At 66.1% G+C, this 22419-nt stretch carries 19 protein-coding genes and 2 tRNA genes; 16 read left to right on the top strand and 5 right to left on the bottom strand.

Translation table 11 applies throughout. The features are described from left to right. Positions 1–601: 601 nt before the first annotated feature. The 10 genes from dnaA to ACFXKN_RS09115 all read left to right on the top strand — a co-directional run bounded on the left by dnaA (position 602) and on the right by ACFXKN_RS09115 (position 14174). Positions 602–2923 (top strand): chromosomal replication initiator protein DnaA, encoded by a 2322-nt coding sequence (dnaA, locus tag ACFXKN_RS09070; protein ID WP_379432822.1) that lies wholly within the window; start codon positions 602–604, stop codon positions 2921–2923. Positions 2924–3709: 786 nt separating this feature from the next. Next, positions 3710–4885, top strand: a complete 1176-nt coding sequence (dnaN, locus tag ACFXKN_RS09075; protein WP_056822597.1) for a DNA polymerase III subunit beta — start codon at positions 3710–3712, stop codon at positions 4883–4885. A 27-nt stretch (positions 4886–4912) separates the two neighbouring features. Next, complete coding sequence (recF, locus tag ACFXKN_RS09080) at positions 4913–6115, top strand: DNA replication/repair protein RecF (RefSeq protein WP_379432823.1); 1203 nt, start codon at positions 4913–4915, stop codon at positions 6113–6115. 132 nt (positions 6116–6247) lie between these two features. Continuing rightward, positions 6248–6784, top strand: a complete 537-nt coding sequence (locus tag ACFXKN_RS09085; RefSeq protein ID WP_378947204.1) for a DUF721 family protein — start codon at positions 6248–6250, stop codon at positions 6782–6784. 417 nt (positions 6785–7201) lie between these two features. Continuing rightward, the gene (gene gyrB, locus ACFXKN_RS09090; protein WP_379432824.1) at positions 7202–9235 is read left to right on the top strand and encodes a DNA topoisomerase (ATP-hydrolyzing) subunit B; all 2034 of its coding nucleotides are present in this window, start codon (positions 7202–7204) and stop codon (positions 9233–9235) included. A gap of 57 nt (positions 9236–9292) precedes the next feature. After that, positions 9293–11800 carry a DNA gyrase subunit A gene (gene gyrA, locus ACFXKN_RS09095; protein ID WP_379432825.1) on the top strand — a complete coding sequence of 836 codons (2508 nt, stop codon included), beginning with the start codon at positions 9293–9295 and terminating at the stop codon, positions 11798–11800. A 42-nt stretch (positions 11801–11842) separates the two neighbouring features. Then, on the top strand, positions 11843–12820 hold the full coding sequence (locus ACFXKN_RS09100; protein ID WP_379432826.1) for a DUF3566 domain-containing protein: 978 nt from the start codon (positions 11843–11845) through the stop codon (positions 12818–12820). 133 nt (positions 12821–12953) lie between these two features. Then, positions 12954–13027 (top strand) — tRNA-Ile (locus ACFXKN_RS09105). Between the two features lie 169 nt (positions 13028–13196). Further along, positions 13197–13269 (top strand) — tRNA-Ala (locus ACFXKN_RS09110). A 5-nt stretch (positions 13270–13274) separates the two neighbouring features. Then, positions 13275–14174 (top strand): acyl-CoA dehydrogenase, encoded by a 900-nt coding sequence (locus tag ACFXKN_RS09115; protein WP_379432827.1) that lies wholly within the window; start codon positions 13275–13277, stop codon positions 14172–14174. On the opposite strand, the gene ACFXKN_RS09120 is transcribed toward ACFXKN_RS09115, so the two are convergent. Then, positions 14175–15758: a serine hydrolase gene (locus ACFXKN_RS09120; protein WP_378947189.1), complete on the bottom strand. Its 1584-nt coding sequence runs from the start codon at positions 15756–15758 to the stop codon at positions 14175–14177. It lies immediately after the preceding gene. A gap of 608 nt (positions 15759–16366) precedes the next feature. On the opposite strand from ACFXKN_RS09120, the gene ACFXKN_RS09125 reads away from it, so the two are divergent. Both ACFXKN_RS09125 and ACFXKN_RS09130 read left to right on the top strand, forming a co-directional pair. Continuing rightward, the gene (locus ACFXKN_RS09125) at positions 16367–17368 is read left to right on the top strand and encodes an ATP-binding cassette domain-containing protein (protein WP_378947186.1); all 1002 of its coding nucleotides are present in this window, start codon (positions 16367–16369) and stop codon (positions 17366–17368) included. A gap of 56 nt (positions 17369–17424) precedes the next feature. After that, on the top strand, positions 17425–18219 hold the full coding sequence (locus ACFXKN_RS09130) for an ABC transporter permease (RefSeq protein ID WP_378948184.1): 795 nt from the start codon (positions 17425–17427) through the stop codon (positions 18217–18219). Between the two features lie 13 nt (positions 18220–18232). Here the strand turns inward: ACFXKN_RS09130 and ACFXKN_RS09135 are convergent, their stop codons facing one another. Then, on the bottom strand, positions 18233–18382 hold the full coding sequence (locus tag ACFXKN_RS09135) for a hypothetical protein (RefSeq protein ID WP_378947180.1): 150 nt from the start codon (positions 18380–18382) through the stop codon (positions 18233–18235). A 52-nt stretch (positions 18383–18434) separates the two neighbouring features. On the opposite strand from ACFXKN_RS09135, the gene ACFXKN_RS09140 reads away from it, so the two are divergent. Continuing rightward, positions 18435–18968: a peptidylprolyl isomerase gene (locus ACFXKN_RS09140; RefSeq protein ID WP_378947177.1), complete on the top strand. Its 534-nt coding sequence runs from the start codon at positions 18435–18437 to the stop codon at positions 18966–18968. A 103-nt stretch (positions 18969–19071) separates the two neighbouring features. Here ACFXKN_RS09140 and ACFXKN_RS09145 read toward each other — a convergent pair whose 3' ends face one another. Then, on the bottom strand, positions 19072–19515 hold the full coding sequence (locus tag ACFXKN_RS09145) for a PH domain-containing protein (protein WP_378947174.1): 444 nt from the start codon (positions 19513–19515) through the stop codon (positions 19072–19074). A gap of 84 nt (positions 19516–19599) precedes the next feature. Beyond that, positions 19600–19863 carry a cell division protein CrgA gene (gene crgA, locus ACFXKN_RS09150; protein ID WP_378947171.1) on the bottom strand — a complete coding sequence of 88 codons (264 nt, stop codon included), beginning with the start codon at positions 19861–19863 and terminating at the stop codon, positions 19600–19602. Between the two features lie 149 nt (positions 19864–20012). On the opposite strand from crgA, the gene ACFXKN_RS09155 reads away from it, so the two are divergent. The 3 genes from ACFXKN_RS09155 to ACFXKN_RS09165 all read left to right on the top strand — a co-directional run bounded on the left by ACFXKN_RS09155 (position 20013) and on the right by ACFXKN_RS09165 (position 21955). After that, positions 20013–20675: an aminodeoxychorismate/anthranilate synthase component II gene (locus ACFXKN_RS09155; RefSeq protein ID WP_378947168.1), complete on the top strand. Its 663-nt coding sequence runs from the start codon at positions 20013–20015 to the stop codon at positions 20673–20675. Beyond that, positions 20672–21352 (top strand): RibD family protein, encoded by a 681-nt coding sequence (locus ACFXKN_RS09160; RefSeq protein ID WP_378947165.1) that lies wholly within the window; start codon positions 20672–20674, stop codon positions 21350–21352. Before ACFXKN_RS09155 ends, ACFXKN_RS09160 begins: the two co-directional genes overlap by 4 nt. Before the next feature lie 144 nt (positions 21353–21496). Next, positions 21497–21955 (top strand): deaminase, encoded by a 459-nt coding sequence (locus tag ACFXKN_RS09165; protein ID WP_378947160.1) that lies wholly within the window; start codon positions 21497–21499, stop codon positions 21953–21955. A gap of 1 nt (position 21956) precedes the next feature. Here the strand turns inward: ACFXKN_RS09165 and ACFXKN_RS09170 are convergent, their stop codons facing one another. After that, complete coding sequence (locus ACFXKN_RS09170) at positions 21957–22376, bottom strand: CBS domain-containing protein (RefSeq protein WP_378947157.1); 420 nt, start codon at positions 22374–22376, stop codon at positions 21957–21959. Between the last annotated feature and the right edge of the window lie 43 nt (positions 22377–22419).

Here is a 22419-nt window from a genome sequence, read left to right on the forward strand (position 1 = left end):
GACCGCGGTCTACGCACAGATTGCCTTGGCGATCGATGTGCAGCAGACAGCCGCCAACCGCGCCAAGGGGTGACTGTACGAGGGTACTTATCCCGAAGGGACGGGTCAAACTCGGCCCCCACGTACCTGTCACCGGCACAGCGTCAAGGCTACCGGACGCCCGAACGGACCAAGGGATCGGTGCTTGTTCGACGTGGGGGGAGCCCGACCAGGCACGACACGCCCGGGCCACAGTGACGCATGCGGCCACTTTTCGTGAGTTCTTCCACACCCCTGGCGTTGCGTGGCCCGGCCAGCTAACCTCTGTAGCCGGGGGATTGCTGAAGAACCGCAGGTCCAGCCCCATTCGCTGCCACACGCTGGCAGAATTCCTTTATCCCCAGGTTTGTCCACATCTGTGGATAATTATGTGGACAGACGGCCGCAGTGGCATATTCGTGGGGCCGTCGGTGCCCGCGCCGTAGTCCGCCGATCACCGGGCCACAGCGTTCGAACCGGCTTCGGTTGTACGCAGGATCACTGGATTACACCTGTTCACGGGTGCTTTCCGGCGTGCGCGAAGGCCGTGGGCCCCAACAAACCGGTCCGGGGAGGACGCTGTATGGACGACGAGCAAAACGTGCTGGCCACAGTGTGGCCGGAGGTGGTCGCCGAGCTCACCACCGGCTCTGCCGACGGCGCCATCCCCGCGGTGAGTCGTGCGCAGCAGGCCTGGTTGAAGCTGGTGAAGCCACTCACCGTCGCGCAGGGTTTCGCGTTGCTGTCGGTTCCGTCGTCGCTGGCACAGGAGGCGATCGAGCGCGATCTGCGCGAGCCGATCCTGCGATCGCTCGGCCGCAGGCTCGGCCCCCAAGTGGAAGGACTCGGCGTACGCATCGCCGCGCCGAGCCCGGCCGCGGGGGAGCGGGCAGGTAGTTCGCCTCGGCACGCCAGGATGACGAGCAGGCCGGAGCGTCCGCGCGAGCAGGTGCGCCCGCCCGCCGGTTATCCCGGCCCCGATTTCAGTGTTCCCGACTACGCCGCTCGCGGCGAGTACGGCAGGCCGCGTTACGGCGCGGGCGAGTACCCCGCCCAGGGCGGCGAGTACGGCAACGATTATCAGTCGTCCCCCGACTATCCGGCCAACGGTGAGTACCCGAACAGCTACGGCGGCCGGGAGTACCCCGGGCAGGCCGGCGAGTACGGCGAGCGCAACGACTACGCGGGGCACCGTGAGTACCCGGCCGAACCGGAGTACCAGCAGCAACAGCCCGAGTACCAGCAGCAGCCGGAGTACAAGCAGACACCGTCGGACTTCAGCCAGTCCGCGGAATACAACCAAGCTCCCTCGGAGTACGGCCAGCCCGAGTACCAGCAGGCACCCGCCGACTACGGCCAGCAGTCCGAATACCAGCAGGCACCCTCGGAGTACGGCCAGCAGCCGGAGTACAAGCAGACACCGGCCGACTACACCCAGACACCCGAATACCAGGGCGAGCGCAACGAGTTCCCCGGCACCGACTTCGAGCCGACCGCGGCGTACCCGGCACCCGACTATCCCGGTGCCGAGTTCGGCGGCCGCGGTGAGTTCCGTGGCGGGCGTCCGGACCAGCGGGTTCCCGAGACCGCACCGCCCGCGCGCCGTGAGCAGGCGGCCGCGCCGCGCCGCGACCACTCCGGGCAGGAGTCATTGTTCACTCCCGACCCGTCGCCGCAGCGTGCGCCGAACCGCGGCAGGCCGTCCGACGAGCCCGCCGCCGCCCGCTCCGAGGAGCCGAGCGCCGAGGGCCAGGACAAACCGTTCCCAGGTCAGCCCGGTGCCCAGCCGGTCGACGACGAACCGGTGGTGAGCAACCGCAACAACTGGCCGACCTATTTCAACAAGTCGCCAGAGGCGCCGCCGCAGTCCTCTGCGTCGGCCAGTCTCAATGCCAAGTACACGTTCGAGACCTTCGTCATCGGCGCGTCCAACCGGTTCGCGCACGCGGCCGCGGTCGCCATCGCGGAGGCGCCCGCACGCGCCTACAACCCGCTGTTCGTCTGGGGCGCTTCGGGATTGGGCAAGACCCATCTGCTGCACGCGGCGGGTCACTACGCGCAGCGACTGTTTCCCGGCATGCGAGTGAAGTACGTCTCCACCGAGGAATTCACCAACGACTTCATCAACAGCCTGCGCGACGACCGCAAGGTCGCGTTCAAGCGCCGCTACCGCGAGACCGACATCCTGCTGGTGGACGACATCCAGTTCATCGAGGGCAAGGAAGGCATCCAGGAGGAGTTCTTCCACACCTTCAACACCCTGCACAACGCGAACAAGCAGATCGTGGTGTCCTCGGATCGCCCGCCCAAGCAGCTGGCCACCCTGGAGGAACGGTTGCGGACCCGCTTCGAGTGGGGCCTGATCACCGATGTGCAGCCCCCTGAGCTGGAGACTCGCATCGCGATCCTGCGCAAGAAGGCGCGGATGGACCGGCTCGATGTGCCGCACGACGTGCTCGAGCTGATCGCGAGCCGGGTGGAGCGCAATATCCGTGAGCTCGAGGGCGCGCTGATCCGGGTGACGGCGTTCGCCTCGCTCAACGGTCAGCCGCTCGATCTCTCGCTGGCCGAGGTGGTGCTGCGCGATCTGATGCCGGATACCGCGGCACTGGAGATCAACGCGGCGACGATCATGGCTGTCACCGCCGAGTACTTCAACACCACGCTCGAGGAGCTGACCGGGCCCGGCAAGGCGCGTCCGCTGGCGCAGGCCCGTCAGATCGCGATGTACCTGTGCCGTGAGCTCACCGATCTGTCGCTGCCCAAGATCGGCCAGGCGTTCGGTCGCGACCACACCACGGTGATGTACGCGGAGAAAAAGGTGCGCAAGGAGATGACCGAGCGCCGTCGCGTCTACGACCAGGTCCAAGAACTCACAGCCCGAATTAAACAGCGCTCCCGCTGATTTCATCCCCAACCCCGAACACCGCCCTGAGCTGGGGCGGTGTTCTTTTTTGCCCTGTGGATTCCTCGAGGAATTCCTGTGGATTCCTCGAGGAATCCACACCTTTGTGCACCGGTCGGTGCACAGGGTGTTGGGCGCGGGTGTGCAGCGTTCATGCACAGGCAGTTGTCCACATCATCCACAAGACGCTCCACTAACACCTGTGCACTAGCGGTGACCTGCGATGTCACCGAATCCGGCCTGTGGATTCCTCGAGGAGTCCCTGTGGAGTCCTCGAGGAATCCACACCGTTGCCACCAGGCTGGCCCGACGTGTGAACAACCGGGTGAATCCGGTGGAACAACTCGAGGACAACTCGAGGATGGAATGGGGACAACTTCATCCCTCCACAGCCACCGCTGATTCATCCTCGAGTCACCCCAAGGTCATCCCCATGCCATCAAGCGCTCTGACCTGCGGATTCGGGCGAAATCCACAGATTCCACAGTGCCTACTACTACTTCAGTTCTCCTTCTAGAGAGAACTCTTTTAAAACAGGGTGTGTGGAAACTCGGTTGGGGAGGCTCGGCTTCGTCGGTTGTTCACTCACAGGCAGGCAAGGAGGAACGGGGTGATCCGACGAGGCGGAATCGGCCGGGAGGGTCGATGCGGAGTTCGCGCACTGCACGGGTACCGTTTGGTTGTCGGTTGGTTGTGCGAGACTCATGGCGCGGCCGACACAGCAGTTCAACTCCGCTGACACACCCCCGCACACGGATTCGAAACTCGGAGAGGACAAATCGGGCGATGGAGCTTGCGAGCATGAAGTTTCGGGTCGCCCGAGAGGACTTCGCCGAATCGGTGGCCTGGGTGGCACGCAGTCTCCCGTCCCGGCCTCCGGTGCCTGTTCTGGGCGGTGTGCTGCTGGTGGCCGACGAGAACGGCCTGACGGTTTCCGGGTTCGACTACGAGGTCTCCGCGCAGATGCGCGTCGCGGCCGAGGTCGCCGGTCCCGGCCAGGTGCTGGTCTCGGGCCGCCTGCTCGCCGACATCACCAAGTCGCTGTCGAACAAGCCGGTCGATGTCTCCGTCGACGGCACCCGCGTACTCATCGCCTGTGGCAGCGCGAAGTTCTCCCTGCCGACCATGCCGGTCGAGGACTATCCCCAGCTGCCCGAGGTACCGCAGCAGACCGGTGAACTCACCGTCGACGTGTTCGCCGAGGCCGTCGGCCAGGTCGCCGTCGCCGCGGGCCGCGACGACACCCTGCCGATGCTCACCGGCATCCGTGTCGAGATCGAGGGCAACGACGTGGTGCTGGCCGCCACCGACCGCTTCCGCCTCGCCGTGCGCCACCTGCAGTGGCAGCCGACCCGCTCCGATATCGAGACCGCGGTGCTCATCCCCGCGCGCACGCTGTCCGAGGCCGCCAAGACCCTCGGTGCCGCCGAGGCACCCGTGCAGCTGTCGCTGGGCAGCGGTGGCGGCGCCGATGGCCTGCTCGGCATCGTCAACGGCGGCAGGCGCACGACCACCCGGCTGCTCGACGCGGAATTCCCCAAGTTCCGCCAGTTGCTCCCCAAGGAGCACACCTCCATCGCCACCTTGCCCGTGGCCGTGCTGTCCGAGGCGATCAAGCGTGTCGCCCTGGTGGCCGAGCGTGGTGCCCAGGTACGGCTCGAGTTCTCCACAGACGGCGTGCTGCTGTCAGCGGGTGGGGACGACGCCGGCCGGGCCGAGGAATGGCTGGAAGCGGATTTCCGCGGTGAACCGCTCACCATCGCGTTCAACCCCGGCTACCTGACCGAGGGCCTGGCCGCGCTGCACACCGACCGGGTCACCTTCGGGTTCACCACGCCCAGCCGTCCCGCCGTACTGCTGCCAGCCTCCGACGAGGAGCCCAAGGTGCTCGAATCGGGCGCGTTCGCTGCGCTGGAGAGCCAGTACATCTACCTGTTGATGCCGGTCCGGCTGCCCGGCTGAGCCGGCGGCGGGGGCGGCTAGGCCTGCATGTTCATCCGTGAGCTGTCGGTCCGTGATTTCCGTTCGTGGGAACACGCCGACCTCGAGTTGTCCCCAGGGCGCACGGTGCTGCTCGGGGCGAACGGCAACGGCAAGACCAATCTGCTCGAGGCGGTCGGCTATCTGGCGACGCTCGGCTCGCACCGGGTCTCCGCCGACGCGCCGTTGATCCGGATGGGCGCCACCCAGGCCAGGATCGGGGCCACCGTGGTGAACACCGGCCGGGAACTGCGCGTGGATGTGGAACTCAAGGCGGGCAGTGCCAACCGCGCGCAGATCAATCGCTCGCCGGTTCGCCGCTCACGCGAAATCCTGGGGATTCTGCACACCGTGCTGTTCGCGCCGGAGGATCTGGCGCTGGTGCGTGGGGATCCGGGGGAGCGGCGCCGGTTCCTCGACGAGTTGTCCACAGCCCGGTTGCCCAGGCTGGCCGGTGTACGCGCCGACTACGACAAGGTGTTGCGGCAACGCTCGGCCCTGTTGAAAACCGCTGGGCGCCAGTCTCGTTCGCGTGCCGATCTGGGCACCCTCGACGTGTGGGACGGGCACCTCGCCGACCACGCGGCGGTGCTGCTCGCCGAGCGGCTGCGCCTGGTCCACGACCTGTATCCCCATCTGTCCCAGGGATATCGGTCGATCGCCCCCGAATCACGCCCTGCCGCAATCACTTACCGCTCCGCGTATCTCCCACCGGAACTCCTCGATCCGGCCAGGGTGCCCGAGGCAAGCGATGCACAGCTGCTGCACGAGATCATGCTGCGCGAGCTGGCCGCCGCGAGGAACCGGGAACTCGATCGCGGGGTCTGTCTGGTCGGTCCCCATCGCGACGATCTCGAGTTGCTGCTCGGCAGCGCGCCCGCGAAGGGATTCGCCAGTCACGGTGAGTCCTGGTCGTTCGCCCTGGCGCTGCGGTTGGCCTCGTTCGAGCTGTTGCGCAATGAGGGCTCCGAACCGGTGCTGCTGCTCGACGACGTGTTCGCCGAACTCGACCGCCGCCGCCGCGCCGCCCTCGCGGAGGTGGCCGCGGGTGCTGAGCAGGTGTTGATCACGGCCGCGGTGGCCGAGGACGTGCCGTCGGAACTTGCCGCCGAACCGTTGCGTGTGCAAACGACCGGTGAGGCCGACCGGCGTATCTCACAGATCGTCCCCGAGGTCGTCGAACACGCCGAAGATATGCACAGATCGCGATAGTTATCCCCAGGCCCTGTGGAAAACCGGCAACATGCTGGACATATGCCGGATCAGTGCTCGACGAGCCTGTCGGCGCCCCGGCGTAGACTCCATCGACACTCGGCCACCCTCGACACCGGAAGGCGGAAACCCGTGCCGGAAGAACCCGCACCGGAGCTGCGCGGCATCGATCTGGCCCGCCGTGCGCTGGAGGAGGCGCGTGCCGCGGCCAAGGCGAGTGGCAAGTCCGTCGGGCAGGGCAGGGCATCGCCGGTGCGCAAGTTGCGGGCCGGTGGCAGGCGCCGCAGCGGCTGGTCCGGCTCGGGCCCCGATGCTCGTGATCCCCAGCTCCTCGGCGCGCTCAGCGGCTCGCTCGCGAAGAATCGTGGCTGGTCAGGCAAGGTAGCCGAGGGCACGGTGTTCGGCAGTTGGCCGCGCGTGGTCGGTGAGGACATCGCGTCCCACGCCACCCCGGTGACCCTCGAAGGCGGTGTGCTCAAGATCGCCGCGGAGTCCACCGCGTGGGCCACCCAGCTGCGCATGTTGCAGAGCCAGATCCTGGCCAAGATCAATGCCGCGGTCGGTCATGGCGTGGTCACCTCGCTGCGCATCACCGGCCCCGCCGCGCCGAGCTGGCGCAAGGGCGATCGCCACATCAAGGGCCGTGGCCCGCGCGATACCTACGGGTAGCCGCGCGGTGACCAGGGCGAGATCCGTTGCGTCCGCGCTGCTCTCAGGCCCGAAGTTGTGGACATGTGCACAGAGCCTGTGGATAACTCCGAACGGGTAACTTCCCGCCGAACCCTACAAATCTCAGGCATCTCGACAGCTGGTCCGAGGACGTACTCTATTTGCGCCTACGAACGGCAAAATGCTCGGGAAGGCGGAACCGCCTCGCGGTTTGGCGATTTCTTGCATTCACGGCGACCTCAGGGGTGTCGTAGGTGCACTGTAAGTTGGGCTTACCAGTAGGATGGTGACGTAACCAGCGGCGAACCCTCGGCGCGTGCTGTGCAGTCCGTGATTTCTGATGGCTCCTCTGGAGCCGTGCGCGTGCTGCCCGGATCGCTGCGCCAGGGATCAGCAAGTAAGGAGAGCTACCGAGAAGTGGCTGCCAACGACTCCAACGCATCGGGCAACAATTCAGGCTACGGTGCCTCTTCCATCACGGTCCTCGAAGGCCTCGAGGCGGTGCGCAAGCGCCCTGGCATGTACATCGGGTCCACCGGTGAACGCGGTCTGCATCACCTCATCTGGGAGGTTGTGGACAACTCGGTCGATGAGGCGATGGCCGGTTACGCCAGCAAGGTCGAGGTGACCCTGCTCGCCGACGGCGGCGTCGAGGTGATCGACGACGGTCGTGGCATCCCGGTCGGGATGCACGCCCAGGGCGTGCCGACGATCGAGGTCGTCATGACCCAGCTGCACGCGGGTGGCAAGTTCGACTCCGACTCCTATGCGGTGTCGGGTGGTCTGCACGGTGTCGGTATCTCAGTGGTGAACGCGCTCTCGACCAAGGTCGAGGTCGAGATCGACGTCGACGGTTACCACTGGAACCAGACCTACAAGGACGCCAAGCCCGGCAAGCTCATGCAGGGCGAGCCGACCAAGGCGACCGGCACCACGGTGCGGTTCTGGGCTGATCCGGACATCTTCGAGACCACCACCTACAACTTCGAGACCGTGGCGCGGCGCCTGCAGGAGATGGCCTTCCTGAACAAGGGCCTCACCATCAAGCTCACCGACGAGCGGGTCGCCGTCGGCGACGTCACCGACGAAGTGGTGAGTGAGACCGCCGAGGCGCCCAAGGATGCCGAGGTGGTCGCCGCGGAAGCGGTCGAACACAAGGTGAAGACCCGCACCTACCACTACCCGGGCGGTCTGGTGGACTTCGTCCGCCACATCAACCGCACCAAGTCGGCCATCCACAACTCGGTCGTCGGCTACACGGTCAAGGGCACCGGCCACGAGCTCGAGGTCGCGATGCAGTGGAACTCGGGCTACTCCGAGTCGGTCCACACCTTCGCCAACACGATCAACACCCACGAGGGCGGCACCCACGAAGAGGGCTTCCGCGCGGCGCTCACCACGGTGGTCAACAAGTACGCCAAGGAGAAGAAGCTCCTCAAGGAGAAGGACGGCAACCTCACCGGTGACGACATCCGCGAGGGCCTGGCCGCCATCGTGAGCGTCAAGGTCGGCGAGCCGCAGTTCGAGGGCCAGACCAAGACCAAGCTGGGCAACACCGAGGTCAAGTCGTTCGTGCAGCGTGCCTGCAACGAGCACCTGCAGCACTGGTTCGAGGCCAACCCGGCCGACGCGAAGACGATCGTGCAGAAGGCGGTGTCCTCGGCGCAGGCCCGGATGGCCGCCCGTAAGGCGCGCGAGCTGGTGCGTCGCAAGTCGGCGACCGACCTGGGCGGACTGCCGGGCAAGCTGGCCGACTGCCGGTCGAAGGATCCGGGCAAGTGCGAGATCTACATCGTCGAGGGCGACTCCGCCGGTGGCTCGGCGAAGTCGGGTCGCGACTCGATGTACCAGGCGATCCTGCCCCTGCGCGGCAAGATCATCAACGTCGAGAAGGCCCGCATCGACCGTGTCCTCAAGAACAACGAGGTCCAGTCGATCATCACCGCGTTCGGCACCGGTATCCACGACGAGTTCGATATCGCCAAGCTGCGCTACAACAAGATCATCCTGATGGCCGACGCCGACGTGGACGGTCAGCACATCGCGACGCTGCTGCTCACGCTGCTGTTCCGCTTCATGCGTCCGCTGGTCGAGCACGGTCACGTGTTCTTGGCCCAGCCGCCGCTGTACAAGCTCAAGTGGATGCGTACGGAGCCGGAGTTCGCCTACTCCGACCGCGAGCGCGACGCGCTGATCGAGGCCGGCCTCGCCGCGGGCAAGAAGATCAACAAGGAAGACGGCGTCCAGCGCTACAAGGGTCTGGGCGAGATGAACGCCAAGGAGCTGTGGGAAACCACGATGGACCCCGCGGTTCGGGTGCTTCGTCAGGTGACGCTCGACGACGCGGCCGCGGCCGACGAGCTGTTCTCCGTGCTGATGGGCGAGGACGTGGAGGCACGTCGCAGCTTCATCACCCGCAATGCCAAGGACGTCCGTTTCCTCGATGTGTAAGCGGCGCTGCGCCCTGGGGCGCGCCCGTTCGCATGTCAGCCCCTCGAAGGAGATTTGATGACTGAGACCACGCTGCCGCCGACCGGCGGTGCGGGCGACCGGATCGAACCGGTCGACATCCAGACCGAAATGCAGAACAGCTACATCGATTACGCGATGAGCGTGATCGTTGGCCGCGCGCTGCCCGATGTGCGCGACGGCCTCAAGCCGGTGCACCGGCGCGTGCTCTACGCGATGTACGACAACGGCTACCGTCCCGATCGCGGCTATGTGAAGTCCGCTCGCCCGGTCGCCGAGACCATGGGTAACTACCACCCGCACGGCGACTCGTCGATCTACGACACCCTCGTGCGCATGGCCCAGCCGTGGTCGCTGCGCTACCCGCTGGTCGACGGCCAGGGCAACTTCGGTTCCCGCGGCAACGACGGCGCGGCCGCCATGCGGTACACCGAGTGCCGCCTGACGCCGCTCGCGATGGAGATGCTGCGCGATATCGACCAGGAGACGGTCGATTTCGTCCCGAACTACGACGGTCGCTCGCAGGAGCCGACCGTGCTGCCCGCGCGCGTGCCCGCCCTGCTGATGAACGGCTCCAACGGCATCGCGGTCGGTATGGCGACCAACATCCCGCCGCACAACCTCAACGAGCTGGCCGAGGCCATCTACTGGGCGCTGGAGAACTACGAGGCCGACGAGGAATCCACCCTCGCCGCCTGCATGGAACGGGTCAAGGGCCCCGACTTCCCGACGCATGGCTTGATCGTCGGCGGCCAGGGTATCCACGACGCCTACACCACCGGTCGCGGTTCCATCCGCATGCGCGGTGTGGTGGAGATCGAGGAAGACGCGCGTGGTCGCACCACGATCGTCATCACCGAACTGCCGTACCAGGTCAACACCGACAACTTCGTCAACTCCATCGCCGAGCAGGTGAAGGACGCGAAGATCGCGGGTATCTCCGATATCCACGACGAGTCCTCCGACCGTGTCGGCATGCGCATCGTGGTCACGGTCAAGCGTGACGCCGTGGCGAAGGTGGTGCTGAACAACCTCTACAAGCACACCCAGCTGCAGACCAGCTTCGGCGCGAACATGCTCTCGATCGTCGATGGGGTGCCGCGCACGCTGCGCCTGGACCAGATGATCCGGTACTACACCAACCACCAGTTGGAAGTCATCGTCCGGCGCACCCGTTACCTGCTGCGCAAGGCCGAGGAACGGGCTCACATCCTGCGCGGCCTGGTCAAAGCGCTCGACGTGCTCGACGAGGTCATCGCGTTGATCCGCCGCTCGGCCAACACCGACACCGCGCGCACCGGGCTGATGCAGTTGCTCGACATCGACGAGATCCAGTCGACCGCGATCCTGGACATGCAGCTGCGCCGCCTCTCGGCGCTGGAGCGGCAGAAGATCATCGACGATCTGACCAAGATCGAGCTCGAGATCGCCGACTACAAGGACATTCTGGAAAAGCCGGAACGTCAGCGCGCGATCGTGCGTGACGAGCTGGCCGAGATCGTCGAGAAGTACGGCGACGACCGCCGGACCAGGATCATCGCCGCCGACGGTGACGTCAACGACGAGGATCTGATCGCCCGCGAGGACGTGGTCGTGACGATCACCGAGACCGGCTACGCCAAGCGCACCAAGACCGACCTCTACCGCTCGCAGAAGCGCGGCGGCAAGGGCGTGATGGGCGCCGGCCTCAAGCAGGACGACATCGTCAAGCACTTCTTCGTGTCGTCCACGCACGACTGGCTGCTGTTCTTCACCAACAAGGGCCGCGTCTACCGGGCCAAGGCCTACGAGCTGCCCGAGGCCAACCGGACCGCGCGTGGTCAGCACGTGGCCAACCTGCTCGCGTTCCAGCCGGATGAGAAGATCGCCCAGATCATCCAGCTCAAGACCTACGAGGACGCCCCGTACCTGGTGCTCGCGACACGCGCGGGTCTGGTGAAGAAGTCCAAACTCACCGATTTCGACTCCAACCGCTCCGGCGGCATCGTCGCGGTGAACCTGCGCGACGACGACGAATTGGTCGGTGCGGTGCTGTGTTCGTCCGACGATGACCTGCTCCTGGTCTCGGCGCACGGTCAGTCGATCCGCTTCGCCGCGACCGATGAGGCGCTGCGTCCGATGGGTCGCGCCACCTCCGGCGTGCAGGGGATGCGCTTCAACACCGACGACGAGCTGCTCTCGCTCAATGTGGTCCGGTTGGAGACATATCTGCTGGTCGCGACGGCCGGCGGGTACGCCAAGCGGACCGCGATCGAGGAGTACACCGCGCAGGGCCGTGGCGGAAAAGGCGTATTGACAATCCAATACGATCCGAAGCGTGGCAGCCTGGTAGGCGCGCTCATCGTCGACGACGAGGACGAGTTGTACGCGATCACATCCAGTGGTGGCGTCATCCGCACCGCAGCCAAGCAGGTTCGTAAGGCCGGACGCCAGACCAAGGGCGTCCGATTGATGAACCTCGCGGATGGCGATACCTTGCTAGCGATCGCGCGCAACGCCGACGAGCCCGATCCCGATCAGCTCCTCGGCGACGCGGCTTCGGAGTAACACACCAAATAGCGGCGGCAACGAACGGATCTGAGGATTCCATTGACCACACCGAATCAGTCGAACGACGATCGGAACCAGACCAACGGCGTCACCGAGCGGATCGCCACGTCTCCGATCCCGCCGCGGCCGATCCCACGCCAGGGCGATCCGGTCGAGGGCGCGGCGCCGGAATCCGGTGCGGCCGGGACCGATTCGCTCGACGGTAAGGGCAGCAAATCGTCGCCCTACCAGGACGGGTGGGCTCAGCTGCCGCAGCGCGAACCGCAGTCGAACCTGTACCGGCCCGGCGAATCGCCGAGCCAGGGACGGCCCTCATCGGGGGCGGCCTCGGGCGGGCTCAAGGGCAGCGGTGCGTCCAACGCCCGCACCACGGCGGACCTGGCGGCCAAGGCGGCCCGCAAGGAAGCGGCGATGGTGAAGTCCGTCGGTATCGACGGGCCGACCCGCAGCATCGCGCGTCCGGAACTGGTCAAGGACATGCCCGACCTATCCGACGTGCGCCACCCGGCACCCGAGGCGCCGGTGGTGCCCCCCGGTCTACCGATGGCGCCGCAGCCCCAGTACCAACAGCACAGCATGGGGCCGAGTGCACGGGCCGCCGCGGCGGGCACGGTCTCGCCCGCGGCTCCGGTGGCCATCGCGGCCGCCGCGTCGGGTGAGCCACTTCGCGCGACGGTGCAGATCCGCCGGATCGACCCGTGGTCGACCCTGAAGATCACGCTGGTGATCAGCGTCGCGCTGTTCTTCGTGTGGATGGTGGCCGTCGGCCTGCTCTACATCGTGCTGGCAGGCATGGGCGTCTGGGACAACCTGGACAACTCGCTGGGCGAGATGCTGAACCAGGAGGGCAGCTCGTCGAGCCTGATCGACGCGGGCACGGTGTTCGGCTACGCGGGTGTGATCGGCCTGATCAACGTGGTGCTGTTCACCGCGCTGGCCACGGTCGGCGTGTTCATCTACAACCAGTGCTGCGATCTGGTCGGTGGCATCCAGATAACCCTGGCCGATCCCGACTAGAAGTAGGTTTTCTCCGACGGCCGGTCAGCTCAGAAAACTGGGCCTGACCGGCCGTTTTGGTTATCGGTAGCCAGGTAAGGTAACCTCGTTTCTCGTTGCGGTTCACTGCTCAGGCAGGGATCGAAATGAGTTCGGGCCTATAGCTCAGGCGGTTAGAGCGCTTCGCTGATAACGAAGAGGTCGGAGGTTCAAGTCCTCCTAGGCCCACTCCCGAACAGCACAGTAGGGTGGGAATCATGAAGATTGTCCTCATGGTCGGTGTTGTGATCGCCGTTCTCATCGGTGTCAGCAAATTCCGCAAGCGCGACGACGCAGACCTCTGGCGCGACGTCACCACTCGCTGATTTCGGGTTGCCAACTGGTCAGCGACCAGTAAGGGGCCTTAGCTCAATTGGCAGAGCACTGCCTTTGCAAGGCAGGGGTTAGGGGTTCGATTCCCCTAGGCTCCACATCTGTGAATTCCTCGGTATTCGATTTTCTCCTCACCACCACACCCGCCGATTCTGTTTCGGCTGATTTCGCCGCGGTGTGGGCACACCACCGTGCACGGTCCCACGATTTCGCGAGTTCCATCGACCGGGCGGCGATCGCCGGATTCGACAGTGCGGGCACAGGTCTCGCGTTTCTCGGTGGATATCAGGAAGCGCTGCACGCGCTGGTGCCCTCGCTCGATCCCGCCGCGCTCTCCTCGATGTGTGCCACCGAAGCCGCTGGTGCGCGGCCGTCGACGATGACCACGACGGTGAGTGCCGACGGTGTCGTCAGCGGGACGAAATCCTTCGCCACGCTCGGGACGTTCGCCGATCGATTCCTGGTGATCGCCCGATCCGGTACCCAGCCCGATGGCAGGCCGATCCTGCGCGCCGTGCTGGTGCCCGCCGGTGTGTCCACCGCGATCACGCCGCTGCCCGCGCTGCCCTTCGCACCCGAGATCCCGCACGCGGGAGTCACCTTCGACGCCGCGCCGGGCGAAGTGCTGCCCGGTGACGGCTACACGGACTATCTGAAGCCGTTCCGGACGGTCGAGGACCTGCACGTGGTGGCCGCTGTGCTCGGTCAACTCGTCCGGGTTGCCCGGCTAGCCCAGTGGCCCGCGGAGCCCGTAGAACAGCTGCTGGCGCTGTTTGCGGCGGTACGTGGGGTCGGTGCCGAGGACCCGAGCTCTCCGGGTGTGCACATCGCGCTCGGCGGCCTCTTCGATCGGCTCACCGGTCTGCGCGCGGAACTGGAGCCGCTGTGGGCGCCGGTTGACCCGGAGGTCAGGAAGCGCTGGGAGCGTGACGTGCCGCTGCTCGGGGTGGCAGGCAAGGTCAGGGCGGCGCGGCTGGCGACCGCGTGGCGCGCGTTCGCCTGATCAATTACTTCTGGTGAAGGTGCCCAGGCCGTTCTCGTCGAAGTAGTCGATGGTCAGCGTGCCGTCGGCGAACCGCGCCGAGGAGACGCTGCCGGGCGGGGCGTTCTCACCGCTCGGATCGAAGGCGAAGGTGTCACCTTCCCAGTGCCGCAGTGGGTACTCCCGCCGTGCGGGGCCGATGGTGAGGATCAGGCCCGATTCGGTCGCCGAGATCGTCGCGGGGCCCCAGTAGTCGCTGTCATAGGTACCCGCGTAGGTCGGTAGTGCTTGCGCGGGAGCCGGATTCGCCGGGGCCGGCCGGCCGGAAAGGTCGCCTTCGGGCTCGTTGACGCCGGTGAACGCCTCGCGGTACAGCCCGCGCCAGTCCTCGCGCAGTTCGCCGAACTGCACCAGATCGCCGAACTCGGCGGTGAGGGTCTCCGGGATGCCGAGCGGCGCCGCGTTCGTCAGCGCGACGATGGCCACGTCGGCGGACGGGATCACCAGGAAGTTGGTCGCGGCGCCGAGGGTGAAGGCGCCGGAATGGCTGTTGGCGGTGCGACCGGCCGAGGAGATCGACACATTGAAGCCGTACCCGTAGCTGCCCGCCCGCGCGGCGGGCGTCGATGGCGGTGCCGAGACGATCTGTGGCGTGACGGCGGGTAGCAGCGCTTCGGGCGGGGCGATGGTCGTCGCGCCCGCTGTGCCGTCGCCGAGCAGCATCGTCAGCCAGCGGGCCATGTCGTTCACCGACGAGCTCGCGCCGCCGGCGGGGGACTGGGGGTCTGGGTCGCGCACGTAGCGGGCGACCCAGTCGCCATCGATGTTCACGTGCCCGACCGCACGATTCGGGCGGGCGTGGAAGTCGTCGAAGCGCGAGCTGGTGTCGCGCATGCCGAGGGGCGTGTAGAGGGCATCGGCCGACAGCTGGGCCCAGTCCTTCCCGGCCGCCGCGGCCACGGATTCGGCTGCGGCCGTGAATCCGAAGTTGGTGTAGTGGTAGGTGATCCGGAACGGGTCGAGGGGTTCGAGGCGCAGCTTGTCGAGGATCGCGGCCTGGTCGTAGCCGAGGTCTTCGAGCCGGTCGCCCGCGTGGTCGGGCAGGCCGCTGCGATGCGCGAGCAGGTCGCCGACGGTGAGCTGGGCCGTGGTGGCGGGATCGGCCAGCGCGAACGACGGGAGGTGGGTGACGACGGGGGTCGTCCACTCGACCGTGTCCGCGCCGACCTGGTTGGCCACGACGGTCGCGGCCAGCGACTTCGACACCGAGGCCAGTTGGAAGACGGTATCGGCGTCGACCTTGTCCGGCGCACCGGCCGCACGAACACCGAACCCCTTCGCGTACACGGTCTTTCCGCCGTGGACGACGGCGACAGCCATGCCGGGGATGCGACTGGAGTCCATCAGCGAGCCCGCCAGTTCGTCGAGCCGTCCGATGGCTTTGTCGACCGCGTCGGCGGGCAGCGCGACACCGGCGACTTGATTCGGGGGGAGTTCGGCGGTCGGCGTCGCGGTGGGGTGCTCGTCGTCGGTGGATCCGGTGCAACCAACCAGGAGCGTCAGCGATAAGACGACCCCGGCGATCGCACCGCGACCAGGCATCATGGGGCGACGATAACCCTGGTTGCCGGGTGATCGCCGGAACGTGGCCGGACTGTGACGCTCGGCGTACCGGTGCGCATCGGCTGATCTGCCGAGCTGCGACCTTGCCGGAAAATGGGGAGCGGGCCTCGGCGAAGGGGGGGAGTTAGCCGAGGCCCGCGTAGGGTCGGCCCGGGGGGGAGGGGCCGACCTGAATGATCCTACGCGATACGCGCGGAATTCGTGTACGCGCACCGGGCGAGTTCGCGAGATTTTTCGGTTGTCGGCGCGGGTGTCGGCGGTGGGCTGGGGTGTGATGATCGCCGTGTCCGCGCGCCGGGTACCTTTCAAGTGTCTTGCGGAGAGCGGAATCGGCTGGTACGCAATGCTTTACGCGAGAAATAGGGTGAACCTGTTCTCGTCTCGCGGGTGGCGGCGGCACAACGAAAAGGTGCTCTTGTTCGTGTCTCGAGAGGGAAAATCAGTCCGATTCGCCGCGTGTCGCCGCGTCTCGGCATGTCGAACAATTGTGTACATCTGACGCCGGGCCCCGTCGAAATTTCATGTGCGACTTGTCGGTGGGTAGGGCAATACTGGGGCAAAGCTTCGCCAACCACGACTCCAGGAGAATCATGCCCGACGCAATCGTCGCCGAGGGGCTGGTCAAACGGTATGGGAAACTCGTCGCCCTGGACGGACTCGACCTCTCCGTTCCGGAAGGTACCGTCACCGCACTTCTCGGCCCCAACGGCGCGGGAAAGACCACCACCGTCCGCGTTTTCACCACCTTGCTGATCCCCGACGAGGGCACCGCCACTGTCGCGGGCGTCGACGTGCTCAAAGATCCACAGGCCATTCGCTCGCGCATCGGGGCGTCCGGCCAGTACTCCGCGGTCGACGAGTACCTCACCGGCTTCGAGAATCTCGAAATGGTCGGCAGGCTCTACCACCTCGGCACCCAGCGCAGTAAGGAGCGGGCCCGCGAACTGCTCGACCGGTTCCGGCTCAGCGATGCCGCCGACCGGCCGGTGAAGGGCTACTCGGGCGGTATGCGCAGGCGCCTGGACCTGGCAGGCGCGCTGGTGGCCAATCCGCCGGTGCTGTTCCTCGACGAGCCGACCACCGGTCTCGACCCGCGTGCCCGGCTCGACCTGTGGGACGTCATCGAGGAACTGGTCGCAGGCGGCACCACGCTGCTGCTCACCACCCAGTACATGGACGAGGCCGACCGCCTCGCCGATGCGATCGCGGTGATCGACCACGGCAAGGTGATCGCGCGCGGCACGGCCGACGAACTCAAGGCCCTCGTCGGTGGCGACCGGATCGAACTCACTGTCGGCCACATCGATCAACTGGCCGTCGCGCAGCAGGTGCTGAGCGGGCTCGCCGATGGCGAGATCCATCTCGAACCCGGCCTGCGCAAGCTCACCGTGCCGGTGGCCGACGGGTCACAGGACCTGGTCACCGCCATCGGGCGGCTCACCGAGCACAAGGTGCAGATCAACGACGTCTCACTGCGTAGACCCTCGCTCGACGATGTCTTCCTGACGCTCACCGGGCACGAGGCCGAAGAACTCGTCAACGGTGATCGCGAGTCGGCGACCGTGGGCGCCGCGGAAGGAAAGAACCGATGACCGTCACGCTCGATAAAGCCGAGGTGGCCCATCCAGGCTTCGGCGAACGCCTGTCGATGGTGGTGAGCGACAGCATTACCATCGCCAAACGCAATGTCATCAAGATCAAGCGCGTGCCCGACGTGCTGATCTTCACCACGATGTCGCCGATCATGTTCGTGCTGATGTTCGCCTATGTCTTCGGCTCGGCGATCAAGGTCCCCGGTATGGAAGGCGGCTACCGCGAATTCCTGATCGCGGGCATCTTCGTCCAGACCGTGGTGTTCGGCGCCTCGTTCACCGGCGCCGGCTTGGCCGAGGACATGCAGAAGGGCATCATCGACCGATTCCGGACACTGCCGATGGCGTCATCGGCAGTGTTGGTCGGTCGCACCATCAGCGATGTGGTGATCAACATCGTCAGCCTGGTGGTGATGTCGCTGACCGGCCTGGTGGTCGGCTGGCGGATCCGTGGGTCGTTCCTCGACGCGGTGCTGGCCTACGCGTTGATGCTGCTCTTCGCGTACGCGCTGTCGTGGATGATGGCCGTGGTCGGTCTGCTGGTGCGGGCACCGGAAGTGTTCAACAACGCCAGCTTCATGGTGATCTTCCCGCTGACCTTCCTGTCCAACGCGTTCGTGCCGATCAACGATCTGCCGACGCCGTTGCGAATATTCGCCGAGTGGAATCCGATGTCCGCGGTCACCCAGGCGGTCCGCGAACTGTTCGGCAACACCAGTCCGCTGGCCCCGCCCTCGGACGCGTGGACGATGCAGCATCCGGTAACCACGTCACTGGTGTGGGTCGTGGTGATCCTGATCGTCTTCGTGCCGCTGGCTCAGATCCAGTACAAGAAGTCGGTCAGCCGCTGAGGTACAGCCGGAACTAGTGCGCCGAGCCGTTGCGGGAATAACCGAGACGCGGCGGCTCGGCGGCCGGTTCGGGCAATTGTGGACGCTTGGCGCGGGCCAGGTAGGCCAGGGCGCCCGCCCCGGCGAGCGCGATCGACGCGATGAGCGGATTACGAAGCTTCATTCGACCACTGTGGCACAAACAGATTCGGCTTGCCGCGTGGCACCATAACTGCGTGACCTCACCCAACCAGACGGCCGTGGCGACTCTGCACACCAACCATGGCGACATCAGGATCGCGCTTTTTGGTAACCACGCCCCGAAGACGGTGCGCAACTTCGTCGGTCTCGCCGACGGCAGCGCGCCGTACTCCACCGTCAACGCCGGCGGTACGGACAGTGGCCCGTTCTACGACGGCGCCGTCTTCCACCGGATCATCCCGGGGTTCATGATCCAGGGCGGCGATCCGACAGGCACCGGCCGTGGTGGGCCGGGCTTCGAGTTCGCCGATGAGTTCCACCCGGATCTGCGCTTCGACCGCGGCTATCTGCTCGCGATGGCCAATGCGGGCGCGGGCACCGAGACCAATGGTTCACAGTTCTTCATCACCGTCGGCGCCCAGCCGCATCTCAACCGCAAGCACTCGATCTTCGGCGAGGTAGTCGACCCCGATTCGCGCAAGGTGGTCGACGCGATCGCCTCGGTGAAGACCGATCGCAATGACCGCCCCGACGAGCCGGTAATCATGTCGGCCGTGACTATTGACTGATCACAGCCATAAAAGAACTCCCCGCCGCGGATCATCGCGGCGGGGAGTTCTTTGCTTCACGTGAAACAACGTCAGTCCGAAGTCACGTTCTCGGCGCCAGCCGCTATGTCACAGCGGCGAAGCCGTTGACGACGAGGGCGTCGTAGACGTCGTGGGGGTTGGTGCCGAGGTCCCAGCGGCCGAAGATCAGCAAACGCTCGGTGTCTTCGTGGCGGACGTCTACCTCGAGCATCGCGGTTTTGCGGCCGATGCGGCGGTAGGACACCATCCGAATCCGGTCGATCCGGTCCAGTGGGTATTCCTTCGGACCGGTGAGCGTGCCGACGACCAGGCGCGGCGCGGAGCCGGGAATCATGGTGAGCCGGGGGCGCTGCCGGAGACCGAGGGCCGACGTTGCCAGCACGGCAGCCGCGGCGAAGCCGACGAGCAGCCTGCTCGGCCCGTCATTGGCGAGGATTGCGGTCACGACCAGCAGGATTCCGCCGCCGGTAACGGCGAGCAGGCCTGCGACAGGGGTCGACCACGAGACGGGTTGTGCGTCGTTCACGCGGTTGTTCGCCCCTCTATCCTCGAGTTGTGCACAGGGTTATCCACAGGTGTGCATGAATAACACCGGTGTAATCCGCCGCGATCAGCGCCAACGCATGGTCATGATCAGGCCGACGACCATCAGGCCGAACCCGATCAGGAAGTTCCAGGCGCCCAGATCGAGCATGAACTCGATGTGATCCTGCGCCAGGTAGTAGACGATCAGCCACACCAGGCCGGCGAGCATGAAGCCCAGCATGATCGCGACGTACCAGACCGGCGACGGCCCCGCTTTGACCTTCACCGGCGTGCGGCTGGCAGGGCTCGGGGTGTAATCGGCCTTCTTGCGGACCTTGGACTTGGGCATGACGTCCTCGAATTCGGAGTAAAGGTAACTCCTAGGCTATCCCACCAGGCCGTGTCATCGGCGGCTGGCGCTGCCCTTCGTCGCACCCTCCACTCAGTCCAGCGGCGCCAGGCGCGCCGAGAACGTGGGTCGCCACGTACCCTCGACGCATGCGTGTATTGGTCGTCGACAACTACGACAGCTTCGTGTTCAACCTGGTGCAGTACCTCGGCCAGCTTGGTGCCGACGTCGTGGTCTGGCGCAATGACGACCCTCGCCTAGACGATCTGGACACCCTGCTCACCGTCGGCGATGTGGGCGGCGCGTTCGACGGTGTGCTGGTGAGCCCCGGCCCCGGCAGCCCGGACCGCGCGGGCGCGAGCATCCCGCTCGTGCATGCGGCCGCCAGGCACAATATGCCGCTGCTCGGCGTGTGCCTCGGGCATCAGGCGATCGGCGAGGCGTTCGGCGGCACCGTCGATCGGGCACCCGAACTGCTGCACGGCAAGACCAGCGAGGTGTTCCATCTCGGGTCGGGCGTGTTGGCCGGTCTGCCAGACCCCTTCACCGCCACCCGCTATCACTCGCTGACGGTGCTCCCCGAGACCGTCCCCGAGGAGCTGGTCGTCGTCGGCCACACCGAGAGCGGCATCGTGATGGCGATGCGCCACCGCACCCTGCCCATCCACGGCGTGCAATTCCACCCCGAGTCCGTGCTCACCCAGGGCGGCCACCGGATGCTCGCCAACTGGCTCGAGGTCTGCGGCGAACGTCCGTCGGAGGCACTCATCTCCGCGCTCGAGGCGGAGGTCGCCGCGCTGGTGACCAGATGAAGGTTCTGCTTTCGGTGGCGGCCAGTCTCGACGGCTACATCGATGACGCGAGTACGCAGCGACTCCTGCTGTCCAATACCGCCGACTTCGATCGGGTCGATCAGATCCGCGCCGAATCCGACGCCATCCTGATCGGTGCGCAAACGCTGCGCGCCGACAATCCCCGATTGCTGGTGAACAGCGCCGAGCGCCGGGCCGCGCGGGTGTCGGCGGGCAAGCCGGAGTATCCGGTGAAGGTGACCGTCACCGATTCCGGTGATCTCGATCCGCACCTGCGCTTCTGGCACACCGGCGGCGACAAACTCGTCTACACCTCCGATGCCGGCGCCGCGAAGCTGGGCAACCGGCTCGACGGACTGGCCGAGGTGATCAGCCTCGGCGCGCGACCAGCGCTCCCCGCCCTCGTCGCCGACCTCGCCACCCGAGATATCCACAGGCTCATGGTCGAAGGCGGCACCGGCATGCACACCGGCTTCCTGGCTGCCGACCTCGTCGACGAGATCCGCCTGGCGATCGCCCCGATCCTGGTCGGCGATCCGGCGGCTCCACGCTTTGTCGGACCGGCCGAGTTCCCCGGTGGCGCTGGTCGCAGGCTGCACCTGGCGGGTGTGGAACAACTTGGGGATGTGGCTGTGCTGAACTACCTGGTCAGCCCCGATCCCCAACCCCGCAACTAACTGGTACCGCGAACAAAATTACTGCACTGACCTGGGAAAATCCCACTGTCCACAGTTCGCGGACAACTTTGCTCCACACCTGAACATGACCGATTCCACATCACGCGAGGGTTGTGGATAACTCGCCGACCACAGGGAAACCACATGAGCCACGACGACACCGACCATCGGTTCATGCACAGGGCGATCGAGCTCGCCAGGAACTGTCCCCCCAGCGAGACGGCCTATTCGGTGGGCGCGGTCATCGTCGCCGACGGTGTGGAGATCGCGACCGGTTTCTCCCGCGAAACCGACGAGAAAGTCCATGCCGAAGAGGCCGCGCTGAACAAGCTCGACCCCGACGACCCCCGCCTGACCAGGGCAACGATCTACAGCACCCTCGAACCGTGCTCCACCCGCGCCACCGCGAGCCGGCTGCCGTGCACCGATCGCATTCTGGCCGCGGGCATTCCCACGGTGGTCATCGCCTGGCGTGAGCCGAGCCTGTTCGTCGCCGCCTGCGAGGGTGTGGACAAACTCCGCACCCATGGCGTGCGCGTGGAAGAACTCACCGACCTCGCCGCAGCCGCGATGTCGATGAACAATCACCTGGATTTGAGCTAGCTCACGGCCGCCCGTAGATGGCGGTCACGAATTCGCCGAGCTGATTGTCGTCGAGGTGCCGCGCCAGATCGGCCTCGCTGATCATCCCGACCAGCCGCTTGTTCTCGATCACCGGCATCCGCTTCACCCGGTGCGACTCCATCTGGTCGAGCACGTCTTCCACATCGGCGTCCGCGCTGACCCACCTCGGCGTCGACTCGCAGAGTTCCGCGGCCGTCGTCATGTCAGGAGACAGACCGACCGCGACGCACTTCACCACGATGTCGCGGTCGGTGATGATGCCGCACATGCGCTCGTCGTCATCGGCGACGACGATCGATCCGACGCCGAGATCGGCCATCGCCGTCGCCGCGGTCGCTACGGAGTCACCGCGGGTGATCCACTGCGCACCCGGCTTCATGATGTCCCTGGCTGTCGTCATTGGGGGCTACCTCCTCGTTCAGCAACGCTGGGTGGGATGAAAG

It is taken from the genome of Nocardia sp. NPDC059195, from assembly GCF_042754695.1.
GTDB lineage: Bacteria > Actinomycetota > Actinomycetes > Mycobacteriales > Mycobacteriaceae > Nocardia.

What these genes read in the sequence shown, in the direction of transcription:
- ACFXKN_RS09165 (WP_378947160.1), top strand. Translation starts at nt 21,497, where the DNA reads ATGAGCCACGACGACACCGACCATCGGTTCATGCACAGGGCGATCGAG.
- recF (WP_379432823.1), top strand. Translation starts at nt 4,913, where the DNA reads ATGTTCATCCGTGAGCTGTCGGTCCGTGATTTCCGTTCGTGGGAACAC.
- ACFXKN_RS09135 (WP_378947180.1), bottom strand. Translation starts at nt 18,382, where the DNA reads ATGAAGCTTCGTAATCCGCTCATCGCGTCGATCGCGCTCGCCGGGGCG.
- ACFXKN_RS09125 (WP_378947186.1), top strand. Translation starts at nt 16,367, where the DNA reads ATGCCCGACGCAATCGTCGCCGAGGGGCTGGTCAAACGGTATGGGAAA.
- ACFXKN_RS09160 (WP_378947165.1), top strand. Translation starts at nt 20,672, where the DNA reads ATGAAGGTTCTGCTTTCGGTGGCGGCCAGTCTCGACGGCTACATCGAT.
- ACFXKN_RS09170 (WP_378947157.1), bottom strand. Translation starts at nt 22,376, where the DNA reads ATGACGACAGCCAGGGACATCATGAAGCCGGGTGCGCAGTGGATCACC.
- crgA (WP_378947171.1), bottom strand. Translation starts at nt 19,863, where the DNA reads ATGCCCAAGTCCAAGGTCCGCAAGAAGGCCGATTACACCCCGAGCCCT.
- ACFXKN_RS09155 (WP_378947168.1), top strand. Translation starts at nt 20,013, where the DNA reads ATGCGTGTATTGGTCGTCGACAACTACGACAGCTTCGTGTTCAACCTG.
- dnaN (WP_056822597.1), top strand. Translation starts at nt 3,710, where the DNA reads ATGGAGCTTGCGAGCATGAAGTTTCGGGTCGCCCGAGAGGACTTCGCC.
- ACFXKN_RS09130 (WP_378948184.1), top strand. Translation starts at nt 17,425, where the DNA reads ATGGTGGTGAGCGACAGCATTACCATCGCCAAACGCAATGTCATCAAG.
- dnaA (WP_379432822.1), top strand. Translation starts at nt 602, where the DNA reads ATGGACGACGAGCAAAACGTGCTGGCCACAGTGTGGCCGGAGGTGGTC.
- ACFXKN_RS09120 (WP_378947189.1), bottom strand. Translation starts at nt 15,758, where the DNA reads ATGATGCCTGGTCGCGGTGCGATCGCCGGGGTCGTCTTATCGCTGACG.
- gyrA (WP_379432825.1), top strand. Translation starts at nt 9,293, where the DNA reads ATGACTGAGACCACGCTGCCGCCGACCGGCGGTGCGGGCGACCGGATC.